The organism is Candidatus Accumulibacter sp. ACC003 (assembly GCF_907163085.1).
GTDB lineage: Bacteria > Pseudomonadota > Gammaproteobacteria > Burkholderiales > Rhodocyclaceae > Accumulibacter.
Genome location: NZ_CAJQTX010000005.1, coordinates 51,285 through 75,390, shown reverse-complemented (window position 1 = coordinate 75,390; position 24,106 = coordinate 51,285). Strand labels below are relative to the sequence as shown.

General features: G+C 62.9%; 22 protein-coding genes and 1 tRNA gene. 13 read left to right on the top strand and 10 right to left on the bottom strand.

Annotated elements, in window-relative coordinates; all coding sequences use genetic code 11:
* Nucleotides 1-69: 69 nt before the first annotated feature.
* The 7 genes from QZ656_RS10185 to QZ656_RS10155 all read left to right on the top strand — a co-directional run bounded on the left by QZ656_RS10185 (nt 70) and on the right by QZ656_RS10155 (nt 5,147).
* A complete protein-coding gene (locus tag QZ656_RS10185) occupies nt 70-2,073 on the top strand; it encodes an AAA family ATPase (RefSeq protein ID WP_291993292.1) in 2,004 nt (667 codons plus the stop codon).
* A 196-nt stretch (nt 2,074-2,269) separates the two neighbouring features.
* The gene (locus tag QZ656_RS10180; RefSeq protein WP_291993291.1) at nt 2,270-2,686 is read left to right on the top strand and encodes a VRR-NUC domain-containing protein; all 417 of its coding nucleotides are present in this window, start codon (nt 2,270-2,272) and stop codon (nt 2,684-2,686) included.
* Between the two features lie 2 nt (nt 2,687-2,688).
* Nucleotides 2,689-3,087 (top strand): hypothetical protein, encoded by a 399-nt coding sequence (locus tag QZ656_RS10175; protein ID WP_291993290.1) that lies wholly within the window; start codon nt 2,689-2,691, stop codon nt 3,085-3,087.
* Nucleotides 3,084-3,407 carry an HGGxSTG domain-containing protein gene (locus QZ656_RS10170; RefSeq protein ID WP_291993289.1) on the top strand — a complete coding sequence of 108 codons (324 nt, stop codon included), beginning with the start codon at nt 3,084-3,086 and terminating at the stop codon, nt 3,405-3,407. The genes QZ656_RS10175 and QZ656_RS10170 overlap by 4 nt, the downstream gene beginning before the upstream one ends.
* A 258-nt stretch (nt 3,408-3,665) precedes the next feature.
* Entirely contained in the window at nt 3,666-4,064 is a 399-nt protein-coding gene (locus QZ656_RS10165; protein ID WP_291993288.1) for a DUF5681 domain-containing protein, read from the top strand.
* Complete coding sequence (locus QZ656_RS10160) at nt 4,061-4,345, top strand: hypothetical protein (RefSeq protein WP_291993287.1); 285 nt, start codon at nt 4,061-4,063, stop codon at nt 4,343-4,345. Before QZ656_RS10165 ends, QZ656_RS10160 begins: the two co-directional genes overlap by 4 nt.
* A 583-nt stretch (nt 4,346-4,928) precedes the next feature.
* Nucleotides 4,929-5,147, top strand: coding sequence for a hypothetical protein (locus QZ656_RS10155; protein WP_291993286.1), 219 nt, complete (start codon nt 4,929-4,931; stop codon nt 5,145-5,147).
* A 1,187-nt stretch (nt 5,148-6,334) separates the two neighbouring features.
* Here the strand turns inward: QZ656_RS10155 and QZ656_RS10150 are convergent.
* Genes QZ656_RS10150 through QZ656_RS10140 form a run of 3 tightly spaced genes read right to left on the bottom strand, consistent with a single transcriptional unit; the run spans nt 6,335 to nt 8,385 of the window.
* Nucleotides 6,335-6,943, bottom strand: a complete 609-nt coding sequence (locus QZ656_RS10150) for a hypothetical protein (RefSeq protein ID WP_291993285.1) — start codon at nt 6,941-6,943, stop codon at nt 6,335-6,337.
* A gap of 18 nt (nt 6,944-6,961) precedes the next feature.
* Nucleotides 6,962-7,540 carry a hypothetical protein gene (locus QZ656_RS10145; protein WP_291993284.1) on the bottom strand — a complete coding sequence of 193 codons (579 nt, stop codon included), beginning with the start codon at nt 7,538-7,540 and terminating at the stop codon, nt 6,962-6,964.
* A gap of 14 nt (nt 7,541-7,554) precedes the next feature.
* Nucleotides 7,555-8,385 (bottom strand): hypothetical protein, encoded by an 831-nt coding sequence (locus tag QZ656_RS10140; RefSeq protein ID WP_291993283.1) that lies wholly within the window; start codon nt 8,383-8,385, stop codon nt 7,555-7,557.
* A gap of 754 nt (nt 8,386-9,139) precedes the next feature.
* On the opposite strand from QZ656_RS10140, the gene QZ656_RS10135 reads away from it, so the two are divergent.
* Together QZ656_RS10135 and QZ656_RS10130 are read left to right on the top strand one after the other, a co-directional pair.
* The gene (locus QZ656_RS10135; protein ID WP_291993282.1) at nt 9,140-9,433 is read left to right on the top strand and encodes a hypothetical protein; all 294 of its coding nucleotides are present in this window, start codon (nt 9,140-9,142) and stop codon (nt 9,431-9,433) included.
* On the top strand, nt 9,426-9,692 hold the full coding sequence (locus QZ656_RS10130; protein WP_291993281.1) for a hypothetical protein: 267 nt from the start codon (nt 9,426-9,428) through the stop codon (nt 9,690-9,692). The genes QZ656_RS10135 and QZ656_RS10130 overlap by 8 nt, the downstream gene beginning before the upstream one ends.
* 747 nt (nt 9,693-10,439) lie before the next feature.
* On the opposite strand, the gene QZ656_RS10125 is transcribed toward QZ656_RS10130, so the two are convergent.
* The 5 genes from QZ656_RS10125 to uvrA all read right to left on the bottom strand — a co-directional run bounded on the left by QZ656_RS10125 (nt 10,440) and on the right by uvrA (nt 15,960).
* Nucleotides 10,440-11,489 (bottom strand): PEP-CTERM sorting domain-containing protein, encoded by a 1,050-nt coding sequence (locus tag QZ656_RS10125; protein WP_291993280.1) that lies wholly within the window; start codon nt 11,487-11,489, stop codon nt 10,440-10,442.
* Nucleotides 11,490-11,743: 254 nt separating this feature from the next.
* Nucleotides 11,744-11,819 (bottom strand) — tRNA-Ala (locus tag QZ656_RS10120).
* A 105-nt stretch (nt 11,820-11,924) separates the two neighbouring features.
* Entirely contained in the window at nt 11,925-12,530 is a 606-nt protein-coding gene (locus QZ656_RS10115) for a hypothetical protein (protein ID WP_291993279.1), read from the bottom strand.
* Nucleotides 12,531-12,603: 73 nt separating this feature from the next.
* Complete coding sequence (locus QZ656_RS10110) at nt 12,604-12,885, bottom strand: HU family DNA-binding protein (RefSeq protein WP_291993278.1); 282 nt, start codon at nt 12,883-12,885, stop codon at nt 12,604-12,606.
* Nucleotides 12,886-13,080: 195 nt separating this feature from the next.
* The gene (gene uvrA, locus QZ656_RS10105) at nt 13,081-15,960 is read right to left on the bottom strand and encodes an excinuclease ABC subunit UvrA (protein WP_291993820.1); all 2,880 of its coding nucleotides are present in this window, start codon (nt 15,958-15,960) and stop codon (nt 13,081-13,083) included.
* A gap of 267 nt (nt 15,961-16,227) precedes the next feature.
* Between uvrA and QZ656_RS10100 the strand changes: the two genes are divergently transcribed.
* The 3 genes from QZ656_RS10100 to queC all read left to right on the top strand — a co-directional run bounded on the left by QZ656_RS10100 (nt 16,228) and on the right by queC (nt 18,870).
* The gene (locus tag QZ656_RS10100) at nt 16,228-17,409 is read left to right on the top strand and encodes an MFS transporter (protein WP_291993277.1); all 1,182 of its coding nucleotides are present in this window, start codon (nt 16,228-16,230) and stop codon (nt 17,407-17,409) included.
* 59 nt (nt 17,410-17,468) lie between these two features.
* Nucleotides 17,469-17,960, top strand: a complete 492-nt coding sequence (gene ssb / locus QZ656_RS10095) for a single-stranded DNA-binding protein (protein WP_291993276.1) — start codon at nt 17,469-17,471, stop codon at nt 17,958-17,960.
* 202 nt (nt 17,961-18,162) lie between these two features.
* Complete coding sequence (gene queC, locus QZ656_RS10090; protein WP_291993275.1) at nt 18,163-18,870, top strand: 7-cyano-7-deazaguanine synthase QueC; 708 nt, start codon at nt 18,163-18,165, stop codon at nt 18,868-18,870.
* Here the strand turns inward: queC and QZ656_RS10085 are convergent.
* Nucleotides 18,830-20,206, bottom strand: coding sequence for a hemolysin family protein (locus tag QZ656_RS10085; protein ID WP_291993274.1), 1,377 nt, complete (start codon nt 20,204-20,206; stop codon nt 18,830-18,832). The genes queC and QZ656_RS10085 overlap by 41 nt on opposite strands.
* A 622-nt stretch (nt 20,207-20,828) precedes the next feature.
* Between QZ656_RS10085 and QZ656_RS10080 the strand changes: the two genes are divergently transcribed.
* Nucleotides 20,829-21,587, top strand: coding sequence for a transglycosylase SLT domain-containing protein (locus QZ656_RS10080; RefSeq protein WP_291993273.1), 759 nt, complete (start codon nt 20,829-20,831; stop codon nt 21,585-21,587).
* Between the two features lie 24 nt (nt 21,588-21,611).
* Here QZ656_RS10080 and plsB read toward each other — a convergent pair whose 3' ends face one another.
* On the bottom strand, nt 21,612-24,104 hold the full coding sequence (plsB, locus tag QZ656_RS10075) for a glycerol-3-phosphate 1-O-acyltransferase PlsB (RefSeq protein ID WP_291993272.1): 2,493 nt from the start codon (nt 24,102-24,104) through the stop codon (nt 21,612-21,614).
* Nucleotides 24,105-24,106 lie beyond the last annotated feature (2 nt).

Here is a 24,106-nt window from a genome sequence, read left to right as displayed (position 1 = left end):
GCCAGAGAAGCGATTACTGAAATCGTCGTTGCTCGCCCTGTGGCTGCGCCTCCTGCGGGGGGTGCGCGAATGGAACTGATTGCCGCCCGCGACCTTCGGAGCGCGTTCGACATTGCCGGCATGCCCTTCCCGGATCGCGAACCGGAAGCCGGAGAACTGCTGCGATTCTCGACCAATGGCAGAAACGGCGACGCCGCCGGCTGGCTGCGAGTCTTCCCCGATGCCGATGGCGCCGCGTTCGGATGTTGGCGCTCCGACGTTTCATACACCTGGCAGAAACGCCGCGAAGGGCTGCCGCCGACTGGCGAGGAAATCGCACGACTGCGGGCCAAGGCCGAAGAATCGCGCCAGCAAGCCAAAGCAGACCGCGATGCCGGATATGCCGAGGCTGCGACTCGAGCCACAGACGAATGGAACAAGGCCCCTCCGGCCGAGCCCGCGCACGCCTACCTGAGCGCCAAGGGGATACCGGCAGACAGCTTGCGGCAGGATGCTGCCGGCCGCCTGCTCGTGCCAGTGCGCAACGGCGTCGGGGATCTGCAAAGCCTGCAAACCATCGCGCCCGATGGCACGAAACGCTTTCTACCTGGCGGACAAATGGCCGGCGGCCGTTGCTGGCTTGGCGAGCCTGACGCCGCCGGGCCGCTGGTACTGACTGAAGGGGTGGCGACCGCTGCGAGCATCCGACAGGCAACAGGCTGGCCTGTGTGCGCTGCCTTCTCTGCCGGCAATCTTCGGCGAGTTGCCGAAAGTGTTCGGTGCCAGTTCGGAAGCGCGGACATCTTCATTGCTGCGGACGACGACTGGCTGACAGAAGGCAATCCCGGGTTGACCAAGGCGACCGAGGCCGCCGAGGCCGTTAAGGGCAAGCTGATCGTTCCTGACTTCGGCGCCGATCGGCCAGAATGTGCGACCGACTTCAACGACCTGGCGAGATTGGCGGGAGAAGAGGCCGTGCGCCGCGCCCTCCTGGCTGGCACTTGGCCGGGCAACGGACTTGACATTGCCACCTGCCTGGCGACGCCTGCGCCGCCTGTACGCTGGTTCATCACCGAGCGAATGCCGGCCGGCCGTGCCGGGTTGCTGGCGGCTGTCGGGGGCAGTTCAAAGACTCGTCTGCTTTTTCACCTGGCCATCGGCGCCTGTATCGGGCGGCTGCCGTGGGCCTGGGAAGTCGCCAGAACGGGCCGCGCTGCGTTGCTGCTGGCTGAAGACACCGCCGCCGATGCTCACCATGCTCTGAGCACTATCGGACGCTTGCTGAGCGATAGCGAGCGGAAATTGCTCGCCGAGCGCCTGACCGTCTACGCGATGGCCGGCAAGGATGCGCGCCTGCTGCACTTGGCCGCCGGTGGCGTACTGATCCCGACGAAGAACGCCGCCGATTTGATGCGCCGATTGAGGATGACGCCGGACCTTGTTTTCATTGGGCTTGACCCTGCGCTAGCGCTTACCGAGGGCGACGAACTGAGCCCGGCGCACCAAAGGCGACTTGGAGAGCTTGTCGACCGGCTCGCAATCGACACTGGCGCTACCGTGCTTGTCTCGGCGCACGCCGCCAAGGGTAGCCAATCACTTGACGAACCGGGGAGCCACACGGCCCGCGGATCGGGCGCGCTGACCGATTGCGTGCGCTTTGAATACGTCCTGCGCACGATGACGGCGCAAGAGGCGAGGCAGTTCGGCATTACCGACATTGCAGAACGCAAGGCGCACGTTCAACTGCTGGCCACCAAGGGCAACGCCCTGCCGCCGTCATCGTTCGCGCCTCTGTGGCTGCGGAGAGGCATCGGCGGTGCCCTGGAGCTTGCCGAGCTTGAGCGACAGGAAGCAGGCGCCGTTGGCCGGCGAGAACTTGCCGCCCTGCAAATCCTGCGCGATCTGTGCCGGGAAGCGACACCTGCACTCAAGGACTGGCGCGAGGCTTGCGCCGCTGCCGGCCTGCTAACCGGCAACGCACCGCGCGCGCGCGAATCTTCAATGGAACGGATGCGTGATGCTCTGCTGGACGGTGGGCTGATTGTGGCGGGCGTCTGTCGTGGGTTCTTCACGCCAGTTGAGGACGAAAAATGAGCGCTTTTCTCCCCTCCCTTGCCCGCAAACCCCAAGCCCGCCCGCACCCTAAAGGGTGTGCGGGCATGGCGGGCAGGGGTTTTGCCGGAAATGCGGGCGATTTGCGGGCTTATTGCGGGCATGGTGCGGGCAGCGCGTTTTCCGGTGCTTTTAGGCCAGAAGAACGCCCCCTCTCTCGCACGCACGACGGTAGGCCATGACTGCCGACCTATTCGGGTTCGAGTCGCAGACGACCAGGCGCACCAACAACAGGCCCGAGGCCGCCGCGCTGGCCGAAGTGCTCAGAGTGCTGCGGCATCACCCCGCTGTCGCCTGGGTGGAGCGCCAGAATTCCGGGGTGGCGCGGATGGGCGGCCGGTTCGTGCGGTTCGGGTGGCCTGGCTGCTCAGACCTGATCGGCATGCTGCAGGACGGCCGATTGCTGGCGGTAGAGTGCAAAGCGCCAGCCGGGAAGGTGCGAGCAGAGCAGGCTGAGTTTCTTGCTCTGGTGCGCCGGTTCGGTGGCGTGGCCTTCGTGGCGAGAGATTGCCGCGACGTGCTGCGGGAACTACCCGGGATCGGCGGTGGATCGACAGTGCACCGCAACGCGCCGGCAACGCTGGCGAAGGGCTGACCGTGGGATACCTCGAGCAACGGAAATTCGGGGAGCTGGAAAGAAGCCATGCGGCCGAATCGCTCGATGCGATCACCGGGCAGACGCCAGCACCGATCCCCGCCGACCAGGAAGCCGCTATCGTCCGCTGGCTGGCAGCGATCGGCGAAACCGACCAGGCGATCATTGCCGACGTACTGACCACGTGCGGGCACGACGAGGGCGCGCGGGCGTACTGCCTTGGCCGGGCGGGGTACGCGGCAGCAGATGACCTCGACGACCGGCGGAGCTGCCGCAAGTGCCGCAACCTGCGGGCGGGCGCGTGCACCGTTGCCAAGCCAGGCAGTGCGGTATCGGCGACACGCGGTTACCGGCCGGCGGCGCCGGAAATGCTGCGGCGCTGCGACGGGTATGCGACATGAACGAATCGACACCCGAGAAGCGGCGGCGCTGGCGCGAGTATCACGAACTGTGCTCGGCTGTTCATCGGCTATGGCAAGAGCGTGACTATCGGCATCCTCTGCCACCTTGCCCCGCGTTCCCCGCCGACCTGATTGGCCTGGCCTGCGGCGCGAAGACGCGAGCCGGAACACCCTGCAAGATCACGGCGCTGTACTCGGGCGGGCGCTGCAAGTGGCACGGCGGCTGCTCGACCGGTCCGAAGACGGAGGCCGGCAAAGAGCAGTCACGCATCAACGGCAGGAAGGGCGGCAGGCCAAAGAGGCAAAAACCGGAGTCGTAGGAGGGAAGGTGGAAGGAAGGTTTCAGTCATCGGCAGCCGGCGGCCAAGAAATCCGAAGTCATAGATGGGCAAGGTAGCAGCAAGGTCACACCCCAAGTTGACCCCAAGGTTCAGTCGTCAGCATGGCGACCGTGGAAACCGAAGCCTAACGCTTGAAGAAACCTGACCAACATTGCCCGGGGCGCTTTTCGTTCGCTGTGGCGCGTTTCTGTGGCCTTGGCGCGGCATCGCCGACTGAAATAACAGGAGGGATTCAGGATGGTTTGGACAAAAGGGCAGAGCGGCAACCCAGCGGGGAAGCCTGCGGGGACCAGGAACAAGTCGACGCGCATGGTGCTTGCCATCATGGAGCGCGGCGCGAAGGAAATCACCGAGGCCGTCGTCAAGCTGGCCAAGGAGGGCGATCTATCCGCGGCGCGATTGGTGATTGAGCGATTATTGCCGCCGGCCAAAGATCGCCCGGTCTTCGTGGCGCTGCCGGACACCGACACTGCCGCCGGCATCGCCCAGGCTCAGGCCGTCATTTTGCGGGCCGTTGCTGCCGGCGAGCTGCTACCAGCCGAGGCCGCGACCCTGGCCGGTATCGTCGAGGGCTACCGCAAGGCGCTGGAGACGCAAGAGCTTGAACAACGCATCGCCGCACTGGGGACGAAATGACCGCGATAGAACGAAAGGTGGCTGCCCTGGAAGCACGCCACGCCAGCCAGGCCGAGGCACACGGCGGCATTGCTCCGCGGGAGCACGTCACCAAGGAGGACGGCACGCGGTGGGTGCGCATCACCTATGGCGACTCCGTGTACGAGCTACCAGACAACGGGGGTGACCCTGTGGACGAAATGTTCCGTCGTGTTGAAGGCGGGGAGCCGAAGCCGGACGATCTGACAGCCAGCGCGGATGAGCTGTGGGACCTCTTAAAGCACGTGAACGACAGCGTGTGATGGTTGCGGCGGGGCGCCGGCGCCCGCTATCGCGCCTTTTTATAGACCGCAACAACTGATCGCTGGCCCGCGTGATGCCTGCGCCGATCCGGCGCCGGCGACGCATGTCGGGCTTTGCGGCAAATGATGGCCCGGCACCGCCGTGGGACTGGCGGAAGGGGGAACGCTGATGCAGCCGAAGCAATTTCCGGAGACGCTCGACGAAGCGGTCGGCGTGGTGATCGCCGCCCTGTCGGATGACGAGAAGGCTAGAATGGCTACCGTGGCGCAATTTGCGCCCGCGGCCTGGGGAAGTGGGCTCGGAACAAGCTTGGGCTGTGGACGAGGAACAGCGACCTGATGCGGGCAATAGGAGTTGGTGATCAGTCGATGTGCCGGCACGACGCGCCGATGGTGAACACCGGGGATTTCTGGAATTGATTGCGGAAGATGGTGCCGAAGGTGCATTGATGGGAGGCTTGCGGCTATCAAAAGTCAGTCGCGCCGCGGCACATCGCGTCCAGGGCGACGGCCGGGAGCCGTTTGTTGTTTCAACGAATGGTTTTAACGTGTTCTTCCGAATTTTTCTGAGAGAGGGGTTGCCGTGTACATCTATCGAACCAAGGTTGGCGTCTTCTCAATCGTTCAGAACAACGGCCGCTGGCATGCCATGTTCATGGATGAAAACCTGGGTAGCTACATCTCTGCGCAGCACGCTGCAGACGATTTGGCTGGCGGCCATACGTTCACCCCGCCCGGTGGGTACGACACATCGACGCTCGGCATTCCAGAAGACATTGGGGAGTGGGAGCGCGTCAGGTAATAGATGTCGTTTCGAAGAACTCTAGGGCGACCCGAAATCCAGGCTGCCCGATCCGATCAGAGTCGCAGGCTGCAAGTCCCAAGGACCTGAGACCTAGCTCGCGAGGTGCCGCGTCGGAAGATGTTCTGGTACGGCATTGAACCAAGGGACATGCGCAGCGGAGCCTGTTGCGGTGAGGCTTCCAGCGTTCCGAGCGACGCCTAGTCACGGAGACGGCTCCGACGTTACGCAGGGTAACGCGGGGGCCCTAATTGTTAATAGTGTTTTTTAAAACATAAAGGAGGCGGGGGAGTGGTGGTGTGAACAAAAAAATGGTTGGGGCGGGTTGGGGGGGGGGAAGCGGGGGCGTGTAGGTGTTATGGGGGTGGAGGAGAAAACAAGGAAAAAAAAAAAAGAACTAATGAAAACAACAAAGAAAAATTGGTTTTGTAGGATGTTTTGTGTTTGTGTTAAAGAACAAAACGAAGTAGGCCTTCATGTGATGTGCTCCTCTAGGGTGAAATTGGGCTCACTATTCGCTTGATTTGTCTCGCGCTCGACACAGATTGTGATCGCAGGTCTTCTCTATCGTGCCTGCTACAACAATCAGCGACGGGCCTCCTATTGTCTATATTGGGCATCGTTCTCGCGGGCGCTGGCGCTTCTACTGGGCTCGTAACCTGTTTGCAATTGAAGCGTTCGCGGTGTTCCGAGATGTCACTTGAGGCCGCTTCGACATGATCATGAACTAAGGCATATGAAAAATGGCCCAAGGAGAGGCTCCAGAGTCAGTACGAGTATGTACAGTCGACGGCGCATGGCGCTCCCGGGCAAGGTTGATTCTTGACTGCCCGACCGAACGGGTTGGGGAGCGGATAACAGAGCCAGCACCGCACCGGGACGAGCCTGACTTTACCGACGAGGAAATCGAAAAAATGCAGAGCTTCGGGCCACGTGGACTAGGGAGCCTCATGGCTGACGTTCGTCGTTTGCCGCGCCCCGGGGCCTAGTGATGAAGCCCAAGCCATCCATCAACACGGACTGGCACGATAAAGCTGCGCCAGCCGGGTAATTCTAACCCTGAACGTCTGCTCTCAACCAACACGAAGGTGGCCTTTGTGTCGTAGGCCGCCATTCTCCAGCACCAAGTTGACCCGAAGGCGCAGTAATGAAGACGCGCTTTCCGCCGGCCGTTGCGCGACCGTAACTCAGGCAGGATTTCGCAGGATGATTAGTCCATTCTTTGCTAGATCATATAGCCTGCTACGCGCGCTGCGCCAAGCCTGTTTCTGTCTTCCAGGCAGCAAAAAGAAGACGTCACCGTGGCTGGAATCGGCTTCTGTTGCAGTGTCATACACTCCAAAGAGCCGGCGCACTGATTCTGGTTCGTGTCCGTGCAGTAGTAACCTAATGTCAGACGTTTTGAAGACGGTGTAGGCAACCATCCTTCTCTTCTCCGCTGTCGGTTGCCTCCCCAATGCGGACGCGTCTTTGGCCTTGCTGTGGTTGACCATCGCTACACGGGAAAACGCCAACCTTAGCGCGTCATCGACAGTGATATACGACATTCTGTTGACGGACATCCCTCGAATCTTTGCGTCGTCGAAGGCCGTCGGCACGATTTCGCCGTTCTGGAAGTGTACTGGTTGATCGAACGCGCGAAACAATAGTTCCGCGTCGCTAATTGGCCCTGGCGAGCAAGCGCTTACGCTTACTCTTTCACCGTTCAGTTGCCGAGTCTCTGTTAGCGCCTGAAGGCTTTCGGCCAGTTGTTCAGCAGTAGAAGTGGTGGCAGTCTCGAAAACGGTGAGCGCCATCGCGATTTAACACGCGACTCACGCAGCCGTCACGAGCAGGTGTGGTGCCAGAACGGCGAGGATCCGTTCTTGTTCCGGAAGCTGGCGAAACTCTGGCTCAAGGCTTTCCGCGAAGTACTCTTTGCCATCCTTGTCGCGGACGAAAAACGAGCCGATACCTTCGGCGTCGAAACTGATATCGGCATACCCGGTGGGCAGGCTCCAGTAGAACTCCATCTCGCCGAGTTCGGTCATCATCGGCGTAGGCAGTGCGATTCCGGGAGGTATTGAGTCGAGGAACACCCTTGCTGCATTCACCGCTGCGGCGCTTGGCGCTACACTTCCTTCGCCGTTCCAACCATCATGAATAGCGGCAAACTGCTCAATCAATCGTTGAAGTAGCTCTCGTTTGCCATGCACGCCGGACAAGGAACCCAACTGCAGGCACATCTCCGTCACGGCTGGTGTACGTTGAAGCAGAGCATGCTCCGTGTCCTGACGGCTGACCAATGGTGTTCGCTCGTAGCTGTCCACGTAGCGCTCGTACTCTGGACGCGCGGTAGCCAACCCGTACGCAACGGCCGGCATTGCGAGAATCGTAGTAATCTGAGCAAGCACGTATGTCTCCCTAATCAGCTCGAAAGCAAGTTGATTCTACGCAGTACCTCATCGCTGAAGAGGTCTGCCAGGATCGTCTTGTTGTCGTCATGAAACCTGTCGAGAACCTGTGAAATCGGGTCGTCGTCTGAAAGAGGCTGTTTCACCCAGATTGGGTTTGCAAAGCTGGCGCGGTGTGCGACCAATGCTTGCACAGATTCTAATGCGTTGACCATCGATCGGCTGACGTTAACGTTATCCAGTTGCTTGAAATTGCATGGTGATACCTGATCACAAAAATACCCGTGATGCGAATGCCATAGGTTCTGTATGCTGAAGACGTGTGGAGGTAGCCAAGTGGTATCTTGCTTGAACACCTCAGTCATGATCAGCTCGTCGGGTGGAGCCTTCCAGAGAAATACATCATTGAACTGCAATGTCAGGTGCAAGATTGGCACTGTCGTCCCGACCAATGGAAGCAAGACGTTCAAGTACTCTCGGATATCGTGCTTGGCCTTCGCCCAGCGAGTGTAGTCATCTATCTGGATGATGCAATTTTCGCGTGTCAGCATAACGCTGCGTGCCTCACCACCGGTAGGTGAGGGGCGGCTGGCCTTGAATCCCCCCACCACTTGTGATGAGTGCGAAGCCGCTTTCCCGGGAACCATCTGAAGTTCAAAGACGTTGAGTATCTCGCTCGCGCCAAGGCCGAGTTCGGCGAGCTTCGGTAGAGCCACACTCTGTAGTTGCTGCAGGTGGTCGGCCGCAAGATGCCCGGAACCGCCAGGCGCTGCCCATTCGACGACGACGACAGCGCTTTGGATAGCGTGGTCCCCAGCGAATGGAAATAGGTGCTTGAGACTCATGTTGCCTGACCGATAGGAAATCGAATGGTTCGTTGAGCAGTATACGGGCGTGTACGAACTGGCGTCAATCGACGAAATTCGCAATGCTCATCGTCGTTTCCGTCATGTGGTTCACACACTTCTCCTTGGTACCTATCCTTTGGGTCACCATCTGCGGTGGCTCGGGACCCGGCCGATTGAGCCGTGGCCCGGTCCTTGCCACCGCCGTGGCGGGCTCACCGTCAAGCCGATACCCGCAGCGCTCCACCCGCGAGCTTCCTGGACATCCGATCAGCACAAGCGTGCACGATCTCGGCCAGTAGCTCTCCCTCGATCATAAACCCCGGATCTCGTATCAGCGCCGGCTGTTCGTCCATCGTCAGCAAGAGTTCGTCGGGGCTGACTCGCGGGCGGCATAGTCGGAGATGATCACCCAGCGGTGGCTGACGGTCGCCGAGGCTGCGCTGACTTTCATCGAGGGCGTGGCGTGAGCGCTCCAGGCAATCCCCATTTGCAGGCCGCCCGGTCCGGGCGTATGATTTCGATGTCGCTGCACATCAGCGATGCGAGATTGGCGTCTCGGAGCTATGGCGGACAAACCGCCTGCAGTGCGGTATTTTTTTGTCCGTTGCATGCTGTCCAAGTTTTGGGCGGCCGTGCGGGGCAGCTTCGGCTGCGCCGGTTCCATAGCCCGGTACGCCAACCCGCACGGCCTGCCCTCCTCGATTGGCGTCGGGGAAGGCGGAACGAAGACCCGTTGCTATGGAGTTTCACCATGCCCAATATCCCCGGCGCCGACGCGCGCCAATCCCGCACGCTGCAAAGTCTCAACCGCTTCACTCCTGACGGAATCACTGCCCTGGCCGTTGTCGGGCTGGTACTGCTCGACGCGATCAACAAGGCGCACCTTGCCGTCAACGAGGCCCGGCTATCGCACGATCTGGCCTTGGCCTACCGGCGCATGCTCGACGACCTGTACGACGTCCAGGACGCGCTGCACGGCGACGCAAGCAAGCTGCCGGCCGCCCTGGCGGCATTCCTCGATACGGCGGAGGCGTGCCATGAATGAGCAGACACAAACCAGTCGCCCGGCTATCGACTCTTCCGTCTACGGCTTTGCCCCTGGCGCGACGGCTGACGACGTTCGAGAATTGATCGAGAAGAAGCTGGCGCACCTTGACGCAATGCTGCTGATGACATGGGGTGTCGGCGGCGAGACGTTCGGGCGCGTGCTCGACGCGTCGGCCCAAGACAATTACTTGTGGGCGTGCAGCGAACTGGCCACCGAGATACGAGAACTGTTTGGCTTGCAGGGGGTGATGCGATGAGAGCCGACGCCCACGTACAAGCCGAATGCGAGCCGAAGCCCTACTTCGCCACTGCCGGAAACGCTGCGCAGTTCTTCGTCGTCAGCGAGGACATCACGACCGAATGCGCACTTGAAGGGGCTTCGATGTTTTGTCGTCAGCCGCCAGCCTGGGCAGCAACTCGGACGCGCTGGACGATGGCGCCCGGTGGGCGATCGTTCACCTCGTTGAATGGCCAAGGCGCTTGTCGACACCGTCGTCTGTCCGCGCCGGCGTGAAACCGGTCCGCACTGGACGGTTTGAAACTGGAGTCCCGCCATGGCGTTCCCAGACAAAGAAAATCGCGCGCTTTCAGTGCGTTACCTCGCCTTGACATGTTGGCCAATCAGGTCTCGCTCCGACGCTCCGCTGGTTGTTCCACGGCCTCCAAAAGAACACCGAAGAAGGGCCACACAGCGAAGGAAGATACAAGATTTCCAATTTGCATAGCCAAAGAAGATCCAGTTTCACGTCGTCACGTTTGAGCCGGTTTCAGAATGGCCGCGACAGTCGTCAATGCTCAGATGGAAAGCCGTAGGGTGTAGCGACGTGGCAGCAGACCATGCACAGCCCTGGCCTCGCCGGGTTTTTCTGTGGTGCGGCTTGCTTCTGTGGGCTGGATGCGCCCTTCGGCCGGTTAGTTCTGGAAACCCGTCCGGGTATCGTGGCGCGCACAGCCGCAAAACTCCGACAACGGTATGGCGTGGCAAATCTCCGAAGTCGACGCGCTCAAAACTGCCGCCCTTCTTTCCTCGTGCGCCTAGCCAACCGTAGCGCTACGAGGCCGAGGCTGAAAAGAGCGAGGCTGGCGGGTTCGGGGACGGGAGCCAGCAAAAAGGCGTGCTCCTGTCCGGTGATGCTGTTGCGGGCGACGCCAGTAATCCAGCCACTGTCGTTGATGCCGTGACCCTCCGTCAACACCCAGCCTGAGCCGACAGTCGCAGCGTCAAGGAAGCTGTTCAGGTCAGTCGCTGCGCCTTCCTTCCAAAGGGCGGCGTGAGCAACCACGTCGCCTCCGATGAAGGAAGACCCAACAACCTGCCGCGAGTTGTTAATTCCAAAAGCATAGCTAATCCTTCCACCCAGGGTGCCGAGGTCAGTGGCCACAATGCCGTTCCAAATCGTGGCGTGTTGATCGCCGCCAGCGGTGTAGGCACCTCCAACGATTTGGCCGGAATCGTTAATTCCGTATGCACTGCTGTAATTTCCACCCAGGGTGCCGAGATCGGTGGCTGTGGTGCCGTTCCAAAGCGTGGCGCGCTGATCGCCGCCAGCGGTGTGGGCCCTCCCAACGACTTGCCCGGAGTTGTTAATTCCAAAAGCATAGCTAGATGTTCCGCCGAGGGTGCCAAGGTCGACCACCGCCGTACCGTACCAGACCGTGGCGTGCGCAGCCGCGTCACCCGCGGTGTGCCCAAACCCTACGACTTGTCCCGAGTCGTTGATTCCGTATGCGAGACTGTAAGTTCCACCCAGGGTGCCGAGGTCGGTCACGACCGTACCGTTCCAGACGGTGGCGTGGTAACCCTCACCAACCGCGGTTGTGTAGCTCCACCCCGCGACCTGCCCGGAGTTGTTGATGCCAACCCCAAAGCTAGACATTCCGCCTAGGGTGCCGAGATCAGTGGCTGTGGTGCCGTTCCAAAGCGTGGCACGCTGATCGCCGCCAGCGGTGTAGCTACTCCCAATAACTTTTCCTGCGTTGTTGATTCCAGAGCCATAGCTAGAGGTTCCCCCCAGCGTGCCTAGATCGGTAAAGGTGTAGCTGGCTGCGCTCACGCTGGTACTGGCTGAATATACGGCGGCTGCCGATAGGAGCAGCGCTACGGAGCGCAAACGACGGAAACGCGTACACATTGCTTAACCCCCCCTCTTGGTCTGAGCGAGAGTGCTGCTCCAATGACCCGGCACCGCGCCAAGTTTTCCTTTGGCGGGATTGATTCGGATTGCTCGAATCTGGCTACATGGTGGCTACACGGGCGCCAGACAGCAAAATCCCGACCTTGTGAGCCGGGCTAAGTGTTTGAATTACTTGGTGGAGACAGGCGGGATCGAACCGCCGACCTTCTGATTGCGAACCAGACGCTCTCCCAGCTGAGCTATGCCCCCGAACCCGCACGGATTCTACGTGTCGCGATTTGGCGCGTCAATCCCGGGAGTTGCCCGAGGATCGCGCGCCGTCGCCGCGACGGCAGAGGCGCGTCGTGTTTCTTCTTATTTCTTCTTCGCCTTGCTGCCTGCCGGGACGACGGAAACGGCCAGCGCCTGGGCATACACACCCTCGACCTGGTCACCCTTGTTGATCAGCTTCAGCTGTTCCGGGTCCTTGATCTTCAGCTTGACGGTCTTGGTGGCGCCGCGCAGTGTAATCACCTGCTTCTTGCGGTCGACGGCGGTCACGTCGGCGATGAAGGCGACTTCGTTAACGACCTGGGCGGCGGGCTTTTCACCCGGCTTTGCGGAGCCTCCCGAGGTGCTTTCGACACGCTCGCGAAGTGCTTTTCCGTCCTTGACCAGGGTAATGTCAAGCCCCTGCGTGTAGCTGGCGATGACCTGGTCGCCGACCTTGATCTGGGCGAAGTTCTTGACGGCGTCGCTGGCGATGATCGCCATTTTTTCGCCCTTGTCGTCGCGCAGGACAAGGCCGCGCGACGCCGGATCGATGGCCTCGACGACCAGGGTCACCTGAGCTTCGACGACGCCGGCAAAGTGGCCCGGTCCGACTGCGGTCAGCGCTTCGGCGGTAGCGGGCTGTTGCGCCGCTGCGGCCAACGGCAGAAGGGCAAGGGCGGCGGTGAGGATAGCGGTGCGGATACGCATGGGCAGGACTCCTATAGGGTGATGGACTGCCAAGAGGCAGGGTCAAGCGTCCGCGATGGACGCGGCTGGCTGGCTAGCTCTTGCCGGCAACTTTGCTCTTGAACGTTGCGCCGGCGGCGAACTTCGGGACGACCGTCTCGGGGATCTGAATCTTGTCGCCTGTTTTCGGGTTCTTTCCTTCGCGTGCCGCACGCGCGCTGGCCTTGAAGGAGCCAAAACCAACCAGGGTTACCGCTTCACCCTTGGCTACCGTTTCGACGATCGTGTCGATAACGGCATCAAGCGCCTTTGCGGAGCCTGCTTTGGAGAGCTCGGCGCGCTCGGCGATAGCGTCGATCATTTCGGACTTGTTCATATTGTCTCCTTTGGTGGTTAAAACCGTCTTTGCTGCTAGTACGGAAATTTACGCGGCGGCCGGTGAACGGGGCGCCAAAGGCTGCAATTCTGGCATGGTTTCGACGCCCGCCAAACAAGTTTTTTCGGCTTCGGCAGTTCGCAGATGCGCAGCCAGCGGCTTGTCGGCACGCGTCCAGTGGCCCAGGGCGGCGGCTCAATCGCCGCTTGCCGAAGCGCTGGCGGCGATTGTAACGGCATTTTCGGCGCGGGCCAGGAGGGCCGCCAGGAAGCGGCCGCTGTGGCTGCCGGCGAGTTGTGCGATCTGCTCCGGCGTGCCGGCGGCGAGAATCCGGCCGCCGCCAGCGCCGCCTTCCGGGCCGAGGTCGAGCAGCCAGTCGGCGGTCTTGATAACGTCCAGATTGTGTTCGATGACGACCACCGTATTGCCGTGGTCGACCAGCCGGTGCAGTACCGCCAGCAGCATCTCGATATCCTGGAAATGCAGGCCGGTGGTCGGCTCGTCGAGGATGTAGAGCGTTCGGCCGGTATCGCGCTTCGATAGTTCGAGCGCCAGCTTGACGCGCTGCGCCTCGCCGCCCGAGAGCGTGGTTGCCGATTGGCCAAGCGTGATGTAGCTCAGACCGACATCGACCAGCGTCTGCAGTTTGCGGGCGATCACCGGCACGGCGTCGAAGAATTCGCGCGCGACCTCGACGGTCATCTGCAGAACCTGGTGAATGTTGCTGCCCTTGTAGTGGATTTCGAGCGTCTCGCGGTTGTAGCGCTTGCCGTGACAAACGTCGCAGGGTACGTAGATGTCGGGCAGGAAGTGCATTTCGACCTTGATCACGCCGTCGCCCTGGCAGGCTTCGCAGCGTCCACCCTTGACGTTGAACGAGAAGCGTCCGGGGCCGTAGCCGCGCGCGCGGGCTTCCGGAATTCCCGAAAACAGTTCGCGGATCGGCGTCAGCAGGCCGGTGTAGGTGGCCGGGTTCGAGCGCGGCGTGCGGCCGATCGGGCTCTGGTCGACGTTGATCACCTTGTCGAAGTGATCGAGGCCGACGATGCGATCGTGTTCCGCCGGCTCGGCGCTGGACCCGTACAGGTGCCTGGCCGCGGCGGCATACAGCGTGTCGTTGATCAGCGTCGACTTGCCCGAGCCGGAAACGCCGGTGATGCAGGTAAACAGGCCGACCGGAATGTCGGCGGTGACGTCCTGCAAGTTGTTGCCGCGCGCGCCGACGATCTGCAGCAGTCGTTCGGGGTCGGCCCGGCGTCGCTGTGCGCGCAGTGCGATCCGCCGGCGGCCGGCGAGGTAGTCGCCAGTGAGCGAAGCCGGGTTGGCGACGATCTCGGCCGGCGTCCCCGCGGCGACGACGAAGCCGCCATGGACGCCGGCGCCCGGGCCGATGTCGACGACGTAATCGGCGCCGCGAATCGCTTCCTCGTCATGTTCGACGACGATCACGGTATTGCCGATGTCACGCAACTGTTGCAGCGTCTTCAACAGGCGTTCGTTGTCGCGCTGATGCAGGCCGATCGACGGTTCGTCGAGGACGTACATCACGCCGGTCAGTTGCGAACCGATCTGCGAAGCAAGCCGGATGCGTTGCGCTTCGCCGCCGGACAGCGTTTCTGCCGAGCGGTCCAGCGACAGGTATTCGAGGCCGACGTTGATCAGGAACTGCAGCCGGCTGACGATCTCCTTGAGCACCTTCTCGGCGACCTGCGCCTTGTTGCCGGGCAGCTTCAGTGCCAGGAAGTAGTCGCGTGCCTCGGTCAGCGGCATGCGGCTGAGTTCGTGCAGCGTGCGCGCGTTCGCCCGCACGCCGACGCGCACGTTGCGTGCCTCCTCGCGCAGGCGGCTGCCGTGGCAAGACGGACACGTCTGGTTGCTGATCAGCCGCGCCAGTTCTTCGCGAACTGCTTGCGAGTCGGTCTCCTTGTAGCGGCGCTCGAGATTGACGACGATGCCTTCGAAGCTGTGCTGCCGGACGCTGCGGCGTCCGCGCTCGTTGAGATACTCGAACGGCAACTGCTCGCGACCGGAACCGTAGAGGACGATCTGCTGAATGTTCTCGGGCAGGTCGGCAAACGGTGTTTCGACGTCGAAACCGTAGTGCGCCGCCAGCGAGCAGAGCATCTGGAAATAGAAGGGGTTGCGCCGGTCCCAGGCGCGGATCGCACCGCTGGCCAGTGACAGTTCCGGATGGCCGACGATGCGCTTCGGGTCGAAGAATTGAATGACGCCGAGGCCGTCGCATTTCTGGCACGCGCCGAGCGGGCTGTTGAACGAGAATATTCGCGGTTCGAGTTCGGGCAGCGAATACGAGCACACCGGGCAGGCAAAGCGCGCCGAGAAGAAGTGCTCGCGTTGGCTATCCATCTCGTAGGCGATGGCGCGGCCGTCGGCGTGGCGCAGCGCCGTTTCGAATGACTCGGCAAGCCGCTGGCGGCTGTCGGCACGCACCTTCAGGCGGTCGACGACGACGTCAACAGTATGTTTGCGCGTCTTGGCGAGCTTCGGCAGCGCGTCGATCTCGTAGATCTGGCCGTCCACGCGCAGGCGCGCGAAACCCTGCGCGCGCAACTCGGCAAAGAGCTCGAGCTGTTCGCCCTTGCGGTCGGCGACTACCGGCGCCAGGATCATCAGCCGGCTGTCCTCGCTCAAGGCGAGAACGTGGTCGACCATTTGCGAAACAGTTTGCGATTCGAGCGCCTGCAAGTGCTCGGCGCAGTAAGGAGTGCCGGCGCGGGCGAACAGCAGGCGCAGGTAGTCGTGGATTTCGGTGACCGTTCCGACGGTCGAGCGGGGGTTGTGGCTGGTCGCTTTCTGCTCGATCGAAATCGCCGGCGACAGGCCTTCGATCAGGTCGACGTCGGGCTTCTCGATGCGTTGCAGGAACTGTCTTGCGTACGCCGACAGCGACTCGACGTAGCGGCGCTGCCCTTCGGCGTAAAGCGTGTCGAAGGCCAGCGACGACTTGCCGGAACCCGAAAGACCGGTGATCACGATCAGCCGATTGCGCGGCAGGTCGAGATTGATGTTCTTCAGGTTGTGCGTACGCGCACCGCGGATCCGTATTTCTCTAATCTCGTCCATTGGTTGCCAGCCTGAGGGGCTTGAGCAAACCTGCTAATATACGCAATTCCGCAGTCGGCACCAACGCTCATGACAATTCGAGACACTTCCGATCATGATGGTCATGACTGTTTCCCGCCACTTGCCCCCTGAATTCCCCGTCGCATCCCGGCCCTTCTCCCACAGCGGCGAGAAGGAAGCTTCGTGAATCGCAGACGCGACTTTCACATTAAATCCCCGAATCGCCAATCCCATATGTCCGCGCCTACCATTGACCGCATGAACAGCCAGGAGAAGCGCGCCGGTATCAGCCTGGCAGCGGTCTTCGCCTTGCGTATGCTCGGCCTGTTCCTGATCCTGCCGGTGTTTGCCATCTACGCGCAAGACTTGCCCTCCGGCCACGACATCGCGCTGGTCGGCATGGCGCTCGGCGCCTATGGCCTGACGCAGTCCTTCCTGCAGATCGCCTACGGTGCCGCTTCCGATCGCTTCGGGCGCAAGCCGGTAATTGTCTTCGGGCTCATTCTCTTCGCCGTCGGCAGTTTCGTCGCCGCTTCGGCTGGCGACATTTACGGTGTGATCGCCGGGCGCGTCCTGCAGGGCGCTGGCGCGATCTCGGCGGCAGTCACCGCGCTGGCCGCCGACCTCACCCGCGAGCAGCATCTGACCAAGGTGATGGCGCTGATCGGCTCGTCGATCGGCATGGTCTTTGCGGTGTCCATGGTCGCCGCGCCGCTACTCTTTGTCAGCATCGGCATGCCCGGAATCTTCGTGCTGACCGGTGTCCTGGCCCTGCTGGCGATCTTCGTCGTCCTCAAGGTGGTGCCGGTCGCGCCGACGGTACCGCGCCAGCCGACCTGGCCAAGCTTTGTCGAAGTCCTCACCAATCGCCAGTTGCTGCGCCTGAACTTCGGTGTCTTTGCGCTGCACCTGATGCTCACCGCGATGTGGGTGTTGCTGCCATCACAGCTGATCAGCACCGGTGGCTTGCCGGTCGCCGAACACTGGAAGCTCTATCTGCCGGCGCTGCTGCTGTCGTTCGTGGTCATGGTCCCGGCGATCATCGCCGCCGAGCGCTACGGGCGCATGAAACTGGTGTTCAACGCCGCGGTGGCGCTGCTGCTCGTCGTGCAGATTGGTTTCGGCCTGTTGTCGAGCAGTATTTACTGGCTGGCCTTGTGGCTGACGCTCTTTTTCATCGCCTTCAACATCCTCGAAGCGACGCAGCCGTCGCTGATTGCGCGAATCGCACCCGCACACGCCAAGGGCGCCGCGCTCGGCGTATACAACACCACGCAGGCGCTCGGCCTGTTTGCCGGCGGCGTCCTTGGCGGCGCGCTATCCAAGTACGTCGGTCCGGGCGCCGTGTGGGGCTGCGGCGCGCTGCTGAGCGTCATCTGGCTGTCGCTGTCGACGACCATGATCATGCCGGCGCTACGCCGTCGGCAAGTGCCGGCCTGACGGCGCAGGCTCTATAATCGCGATCTTCTCTTCTCGTACTGCACATCCAGGGAGGCAACATGGCTTCGGTCAACAAAGTGATTCTCGTCGGCAATCTTGGCGCCGATCCGGAAACGCGTTATCTGCCAAACGGCGACGCCGTCTGCAACATCAGGATCGCCACCTCGGAATCGTGGAAAGACAAGCAGACCGGCGAAAAGAAGGAAGCCACCGAGTGGCATCGCATCGTCTTCTTCCGTCGCCTGGCTGAAATCGCCGGCCAGTATCTGAGAAAGGGCTCGTCGGTCTACGTGGAAGGCAGCCTGAAGACGCGTAAATGGCAAGACAAGGACGGTAACGAGCGCTACACCACCGAAATCACCGGCAACGAGATGAAAATGCTCGGCGGCCGCGAAGGCATGGGTTCGCCATCGTCGAGCGACGAAAGCGACTACGGCGGCAGCATGCCGTCGTCCGGTGGCCCCGGCGGCGGCGCTGGCGGCGCGGCGCGCTCGGCGCCGGCCAAGAAGGCGCCGAGTTTCGACGACATGGACGACGACATCCCGTTCTAGGCCGCCACTTGCCGGATGATTGCCAGATCGGCTCGGCAAGCCGGCTGGCCGTTGCGGCACAGCAGATGCCCATCGGCAGCGACAGCGAAACACGCCAGCCGGTGGCCGCTGGGCCGGTCGGTAGGCGTCTCGGCGCGGCGTCGCTTGTCGCCGACAAGATACGGCTGGCCGCGGCCAGGCAGCCATTTTCGAGCCCACGCTCATGACCACTGCAGACCCCATCGATCGTTCGCCCGATAAGCGCGCCGTCGTCCTTCTCTCGGGTGGCCTCGACTCGGCGACAACGCTGGCGATTGCCGGTGCCGCCGGTTTTGCCTGCCATTGCCTGTCGATCGACTATGGCCAGCGCCATCGCGCCGAATTGCACGCCGCGACGGCTGTTGCCGCCGCGTTTGGCGCGCACGCGCACCGCGTTTTGCGTCTGTCGCTTGAGGATTTTGGCGGTTCGGCGCTCACCGACGACGCCATCGCCGTGCCGGTAACGGGAATCGCGCCGGGCATCCCGGTCACTTACGTGCCGGCGCGCAATACCATCATGCTTTCGCTGGCGCTGGCCTGGGCCGAAGTACTCGGTAGTGGCGACATCTTTGTCGGCGTCAACGCCGTCGATTACTCGGGCTATCCCGACTGTCGCCCGGAGTACATCGAGGCTTTCGAAAGAATGGCCAACCTGGCGACCAAAGCGGCCGTCGAAGGCGCCCGCTTGCGCGTGCACGCGCCGCTGATCGATCTCGGCAAGGCGCAGATCATCGCGCGTGGCGCGGCGCTCGGCGTCGATTACGCGCTCACCGTTTCGTGTTACCAGGCCGATGAACTTGGTCGTGCCTGCGGAATTTGCGATTCGTGCCGCTTGCGGCGGGCCGGTTTTGTCACCGCTGGTCTGGCCGATCCGACGCGCTACGCGCGCTAGCGGCGACGCTCGTATCCGAAGCAATCGCCGCCGCTTCCGCGCCGCCGATCGCCAGCGCCCTGGCGATCAATACCTTATCGACTCTATTGTGGTCCATGTCGACGACCTCGAAGCGCAGCGCGGCGAGATCGAAGTAATCGGATGGCGCGGGAATCCGCCCGAGCACGTACATCATCAAGCCACCGACGGTATGAAAAGCGTTCTCGTCCTCACCCGGCAGATCGCCGCTGATCTTGACGACGCTGCGCAGCCGTTCGATGCTGACCCCGCCATCGACCAGCCACGAGCCGTCCTCACGAACGACGACGTCCTGGACCGCGGGCGTATCGTAGACCGGCAGATCGCCGACGATCGAAGTCAGCACGTCGGTAAGCGTCACCAGGCCCTGCAATTCGCCGTACTCGTCGATCATCAGCGCACATTGCTGGCGCGCCCGGCGGAAGGTTTCCAGCAGCTGCGTCGTGGTCACGCTGGCCGGCACGTAGAGCGGCGGCCGGACGAAGGACTCGATCGCCAGTGGCTGCCCGAAGAGCGCGCCTTTGAGCAGATCGCCGGTGCGCAGCACCCCGACGATCTGCTCGAGACCATCGCGGCAGACGACAACGCGCTTGTGCGGGCTGTTTGCGAGGCGATTGCGGATCGCTTCGTCGCTGTCGTTGAGGTCCAGCAGATAGATGTCCTTGCGGTGCGTCATGATCTCGCGGATGTGCTGCTCGTCGAGGCGCAGGACGTTGGCGACGATTTCCTGCTCGCTGGCGTGGAAGGTTCCCGCCAACGCGCCCTGGCGCATCAACAGCTTGATTTCGTCGTTGCTGACCGACGAGCTCTGCTCGCGCGGCGCGCCGAGCAGGCGCAACAGCACGCTCGACGATGACGAGAGCAGCCAGACCAGCGGCCGCGCCAGGCGCGACAACCCGTTCAGCGGCGGCGCCATCAGCGCGGCGACGCGTTCCGGCGCCAGCAGGCCGAGGCGCTTGGGCACCAGTTCACCAATGACCACAGCGAAATAGGTCACGGCGACGACCACCAGCGTCAGCGCCAGACCGCCGGCGTAGGGCGCCAGCGGCGGAAAAGTCGCCAGCCAGGCGGTCAGCGGCACCGCCAGTGCCGCTTCGCCAATGGCGCCGCTGAGGATGCCGACGCTGGTAATCCCGACCTGGATGGTCGACAGGAAGTTTGCCGGCGCGCGGTTCAGCTGCAGCGCCGAGCGGGCGCCGGCGTTGCCGTCATCGGCGAGCTTTTGCAGACGCGACTGCCGCGACGAAACGACGGCGATCTCGGCCATCGCCAGGACGCCATTGAGCAGGATCAGAAAGACGAGTAGCGCGATGTCCATGGGCAGTACGAGCTCGGTCGGGTGATTAGCCAGCGTTGCCGGCCGCTGTGCGCATTATATCGACCGTGGCCGCGGCCGCGCGGCGCCGCGATGCAGCGTCTGCGCGACGCTGACGAAGCGGCCGTCCGCTGCCCTTTGGCGCCGCGAAAAGAGGCTCGCGGCGAGCGCGGTGGCGTCTCGGGCCGCGTTTACGGCGCGCGATGTGTTGTATTGGCGCAACACTTTTCCCGGCGCCCGACGCCGTCGAGCGATGCCGCCGTGCTTGCCGCCGGTGAGCGCTGCAGCGCCCTTGGCGCAAGGCTTGCAGCGGCGTCGTCCGGCTGCCCGGCTGGCCTGCGCGCGGCGCCGCGGTGACCGCTGACGGCGGCCATGCGGGCGCCGTCCCGGCGCGGTGCCTTGACCAAGGCCTTGATTATCAATAGAGTCCGTTTCCTGTTGAAGCGCAGCCACCCAAATTCAGCTGTCCAGTTTCACTCCCGCCCCTCTGTTCGCGGCACTTAAAAGCGTACGGAGTCCCGGCCTCAGGGTACCTGTTTCCCCCAATTTCGAGGCTTTGCACCCGCCTGTAACAGTCGCTCGTCGGGCCGTTCATCGGTACGACGACTAACGTGAAGGAGAGAGCATGTCTGCATTTATTTCGCTCAAAAGTACAAGGGCGCGTCGTAGCGACGCCACCTTGAGTTCGATTCAATACGCATTGATTACCGTCAGCCTGATGCTCGTTCTGGGCATCGCCAAGCCGGCGTTCAGCAATAGCATCAGCAGCGGCGATCCACCCGCCGTGCCGATGACACCGAGCACCGCCGAAGAAGCATCGATTGACCCCGAAGCCTTGCCAAGCGAAGCCGTCAAGGTGTCGCCGACGAAAGCCGTAGCCGAAGCTGCCGTCGAAGCGGCGCCCGTCGAAGAAGCTCCCGAAGCACTCCGCCCGTCATTGCGGCGCGCCCTCGACTATGTGTCGCGTCGTTACCGCGTTGCTCCGGAGGCGCTGGTGCCGATTTTCCAGGCCGCGCAAAGCGTCGGTCGCGAAAGTCGTCTCGACCCTTTCCTGATCATTGCCATCATTGGTATCGAGTCGCGCTTCAATCCCTTTGCCGAAAGTTCGGTCGGCGCCCAGGGCTTGATGCAGGTGATGCCCAATATCCATCTGGACAAGGTGCCGGAAGGCGCTGGCGAGCAGCCCTTTCTCGACCCGGTGACCAACATCCAGGTCGGTGTCCATGTCCTTGAAGAGGCGATCCGTTGGCGTGGCAGCCTGACTGGCGGCCTGCAGCATTATGGCGGCTCGCCGACCGACCCGAAAACCGGTTATGCCAACAAGGTGTATGCCGAAAAACAGCGCCTTGAGCAGGCGGCGCGGCGCGGCAACGGCCGGGCCTGAGTCGGGCCTGTCACGGCGTGCCGATCACGCCGCCGGCTGGCTGGCGACGCCGGTACCAGCCAGCCGCCGGATTGCCTGCCGTGCCGCCGCCGCGAGCAGCAGCTCCGAGTCGGCCAGCGGCGCCAGCAGGCGATCGTCGAAATGCAGCAAGCCAGCATCGTCTTCGCGCAGGAATTCGGCTTCGATCAGCCAGGCAATGAACGCCGAGAAGCTCGCTTTTTCGGCGAACTCCGGGCTGTTGAAATCGTATAGTTGCGCCAGACGCTGGCCCAGGCGATGACAGTTGTCTGCCAGCGCCTGCCGCGTCAGACGACCGCTCCCCTGCTGTTCGAGCAAGGCCAGCGTCAGGAAGTGGCGCTCGAGCAGCGGTCGGATGCTCTCGCCGAGGAGCTGCAGTTCGGCAAATTCCGGGCTCAGCGGCTCGGGCGCGGTGAGCCCGCCCGACGCTGGCGGGCGACGTAGCAGGCCGCGCGCCAGAAACACGCGAACGACCGCCGCGCTGGCTGCCGGCAACTCGTCGACCGGCCAGCGCAGGAACAGCTCGCTGCGCATCAAGGAGTAGATGCCGCGCACCGCCTGCGCCACGCGCGCGTCGTCCAGGTGGCGGTTGTCGCTGAGCAGGCAGGCGATGACCGCCGGCAGGGCAAACAGGTGCAGAACGTTGTTGCGGAAATAGGTCAGCAAGGGCGCCTGTCTGGCGGGCGCACGGATCAGGTCACCGAGCGGATCGGCGCTGCGTTCGACGAAGGCCAGTCGTTCGCCGTAGGCGACGATGGCCGGCGCGTCGAGCGCACAGGCGACGCTGCTCGGAGCATATGCGGCCTCGCTGAGCAGTGCCTGGTAGTGCCCGATCAGCCGCTGCAGCGTCTGCTCGTCGGCGGTATGCTTGGGAGTCGCCAGCAAGGCCAGCGCCAGCAGGTTGACCGGATTGACCACCGCCGCTGCGTTCAGCCTGCGGGCGAGTTCGGCGGCGGCGCGGCGCGTTACACGCTGTGACCATGCTGACGGACAGTCGCCGGCTTCTTCGCGCCAGGCCGGGTGCTGGGCATCCAGGTAGTCGGCCAGCAGCAGCGGTTCGCCGACGTTGACGTGCACCTTGCCAAAGACCCGCTTGATCCTCCAAATACTCTTCAGGACGCCCAGCAGCGATTCACGCGGCTTGGCTTTGCCGGCCATTTCGGCGATATAGCTGGGCCCTTCGAGCAGTTTCTCGTAGCCGATGTAGATCGGGACGAAAACCAGTGGCCGCCGCTGCTCACGAATGAAGCTATGCACCGTCATCCCGAGAATTCCCGCCTTGGGCGGCAACAGCCGGCCGCTGCGGCTACGGCCACCTTCGATGAAGTACTCGAGTGGGAAGCCGCGGGCGAGCATCAGATGCAGGTACTCGTCGAAGACCGCTGCGTACAGGGGCTCGCCCTTGAAGCTGCGGCGCAGGAAGAAGGCGCCGCAACGCCGCAGCAGCGCGCCGATGAGCGGCAGATTGAGGTTGGCGCCGGCGGCGATGTGCGGCGGCGTCAAGCCATTGCGGTGAATCAGATACGACAGCAGCAGGTAGTCGATGTGGCTGCGGTGGCAGGGGACATACACGATCTCGTGGCCCGGCGCGATGCGCGCCACGACGTCGAAATGATGCACTTCGATGCCGTCGTAAAGCCGCGACCACAACCAGGTCAGCGACAGTTCCAGCGCGCGTACCGCGCCGTAAGAATAATCGGAGGCGATCTCCAGCGCAAAACGCCTCGCCTGCGCGCGTGCTGCTGCCGGCGAGATGGCCCGCGTCGCCGCTTCGCTGGCGATTGCTGCGCGGACGCGCTCGCCGGCAAGCACCGCGCCGACCTGCGTGTTGCGGTGCGACAGGTCGGGGCCAATGGCCATCTGGCGCTGGCGGCGAAAATGGACGAGCAAGACCCGCGACAGCTTGCGCAGCGCCTGTTCTTCGCCGACCGCCGCCGGCAGCAACTGGCGTAGGGACAGCGGCGCGCTGTAGCGCACCAGGACCTTGCGACCGTGCAGCACGATCGCCAGCAGTTGTCGCCAGGTGCCCGGCGGCCGCCAGTTTTCGGCGAACAGCGCCTTGACAATGGAGTCCTGCTTGTCCGGGGCGCGACCCCAAAGGATCAGCACCGGGACCAACTGCACGTCGACCGCCAAATCGTTCGGCGGCGCCGCACGCCGCTGGCGAAGCAAGTCGACCAGCAAGGCCGAATGCGCGCTGCCGTTACGGGCCCGGCCGGCCAGGCGGCGGTCACGGTTGAGGAAAAAGAAGGAGCGCGGCAGCCGCTGGCCGGCGATCAGCATTGGCGACTCGGCGCTCGGCAAGCCGGCTCGCCGCGACTCCTCGAAGAGCACCAGCAGATTCGAGAGATGTCGGTCCTGCAGCACGTAACAGACGGGTTTGTTCGGGTCGAGGCCGAGTTCCGCCGGGTTCTCCGGGAAAACCGCGGTCCGCACCCACAGATACAGCAGGCGGCGCGCCAGCCGGGCAAACCAGCCGGCGACGCCTGCGTCGCGCACGC

Coding starts and splice junctions, on each gene's coding strand:
- QZ656_RS10185 (WP_291993292.1), top strand. CDS start 70: ATGGAACTGATTGCCGCCCGCGACCTTCGGAGCGCGTTCGACATTGCC.
- QZ656_RS10180 (WP_291993291.1), top strand. CDS start 2,270: ATGACTGCCGACCTATTCGGGTTCGAGTCGCAGACGACCAGGCGCACC.
- QZ656_RS10170 (WP_291993289.1), top strand. CDS start 3,084: ATGAACGAATCGACACCCGAGAAGCGGCGGCGCTGGCGCGAGTATCAC.
- QZ656_RS10165 (WP_291993288.1), top strand. CDS start 3,666: ATGGTTTGGACAAAAGGGCAGAGCGGCAACCCAGCGGGGAAGCCTGCG.
- QZ656_RS10160 (WP_291993287.1), top strand. CDS start 4,061: ATGACCGCGATAGAACGAAAGGTGGCTGCCCTGGAAGCACGCCACGCC.
- QZ656_RS10150 (WP_291993285.1), bottom strand. CDS start 6,943: ATGGCGCTCACCGTTTTCGAGACTGCCACCACTTCTACTGCTGAACAA.
- QZ656_RS10140 (WP_291993283.1), bottom strand. CDS start 8,385: ATGAGTCTCAAGCACCTATTTCCATTCGCTGGGGACCACGCTATCCAA.
- QZ656_RS10135 (WP_291993282.1), top strand. CDS start 9,140: ATGCCCAATATCCCCGGCGCCGACGCGCGCCAATCCCGCACGCTGCAA.
- QZ656_RS10130 (WP_291993281.1), top strand. CDS start 9,426: ATGAATGAGCAGACACAAACCAGTCGCCCGGCTATCGACTCTTCCGTC.
- QZ656_RS10115 (WP_291993279.1), bottom strand. CDS start 12,530: ATGCGTATCCGCACCGCTATCCTCACCGCCGCCCTTGCCCTTCTGCCG.
- QZ656_RS10110 (WP_291993278.1), bottom strand. CDS start 12,885: ATGAACAAGTCCGAAATGATCGACGCTATCGCCGAGCGCGCCGAGCTC.
- QZ656_RS10100 (WP_291993277.1), top strand. CDS start 16,228: ATGAACAGCCAGGAGAAGCGCGCCGGTATCAGCCTGGCAGCGGTCTTC.
- ssb (WP_291993276.1), top strand. CDS start 17,469: ATGGCTTCGGTCAACAAAGTGATTCTCGTCGGCAATCTTGGCGCCGAT.
- queC (WP_291993275.1), top strand. CDS start 18,163: ATGACCACTGCAGACCCCATCGATCGTTCGCCCGATAAGCGCGCCGTC.
- QZ656_RS10085 (WP_291993274.1), bottom strand. CDS start 20,206: ATGGACATCGCGCTACTCGTCTTTCTGATCCTGCTCAATGGCGTCCTG.
- QZ656_RS10080 (WP_291993273.1), top strand. CDS start 20,829: ATGTCTGCATTTATTTCGCTCAAAAGTACAAGGGCGCGTCGTAGCGAC.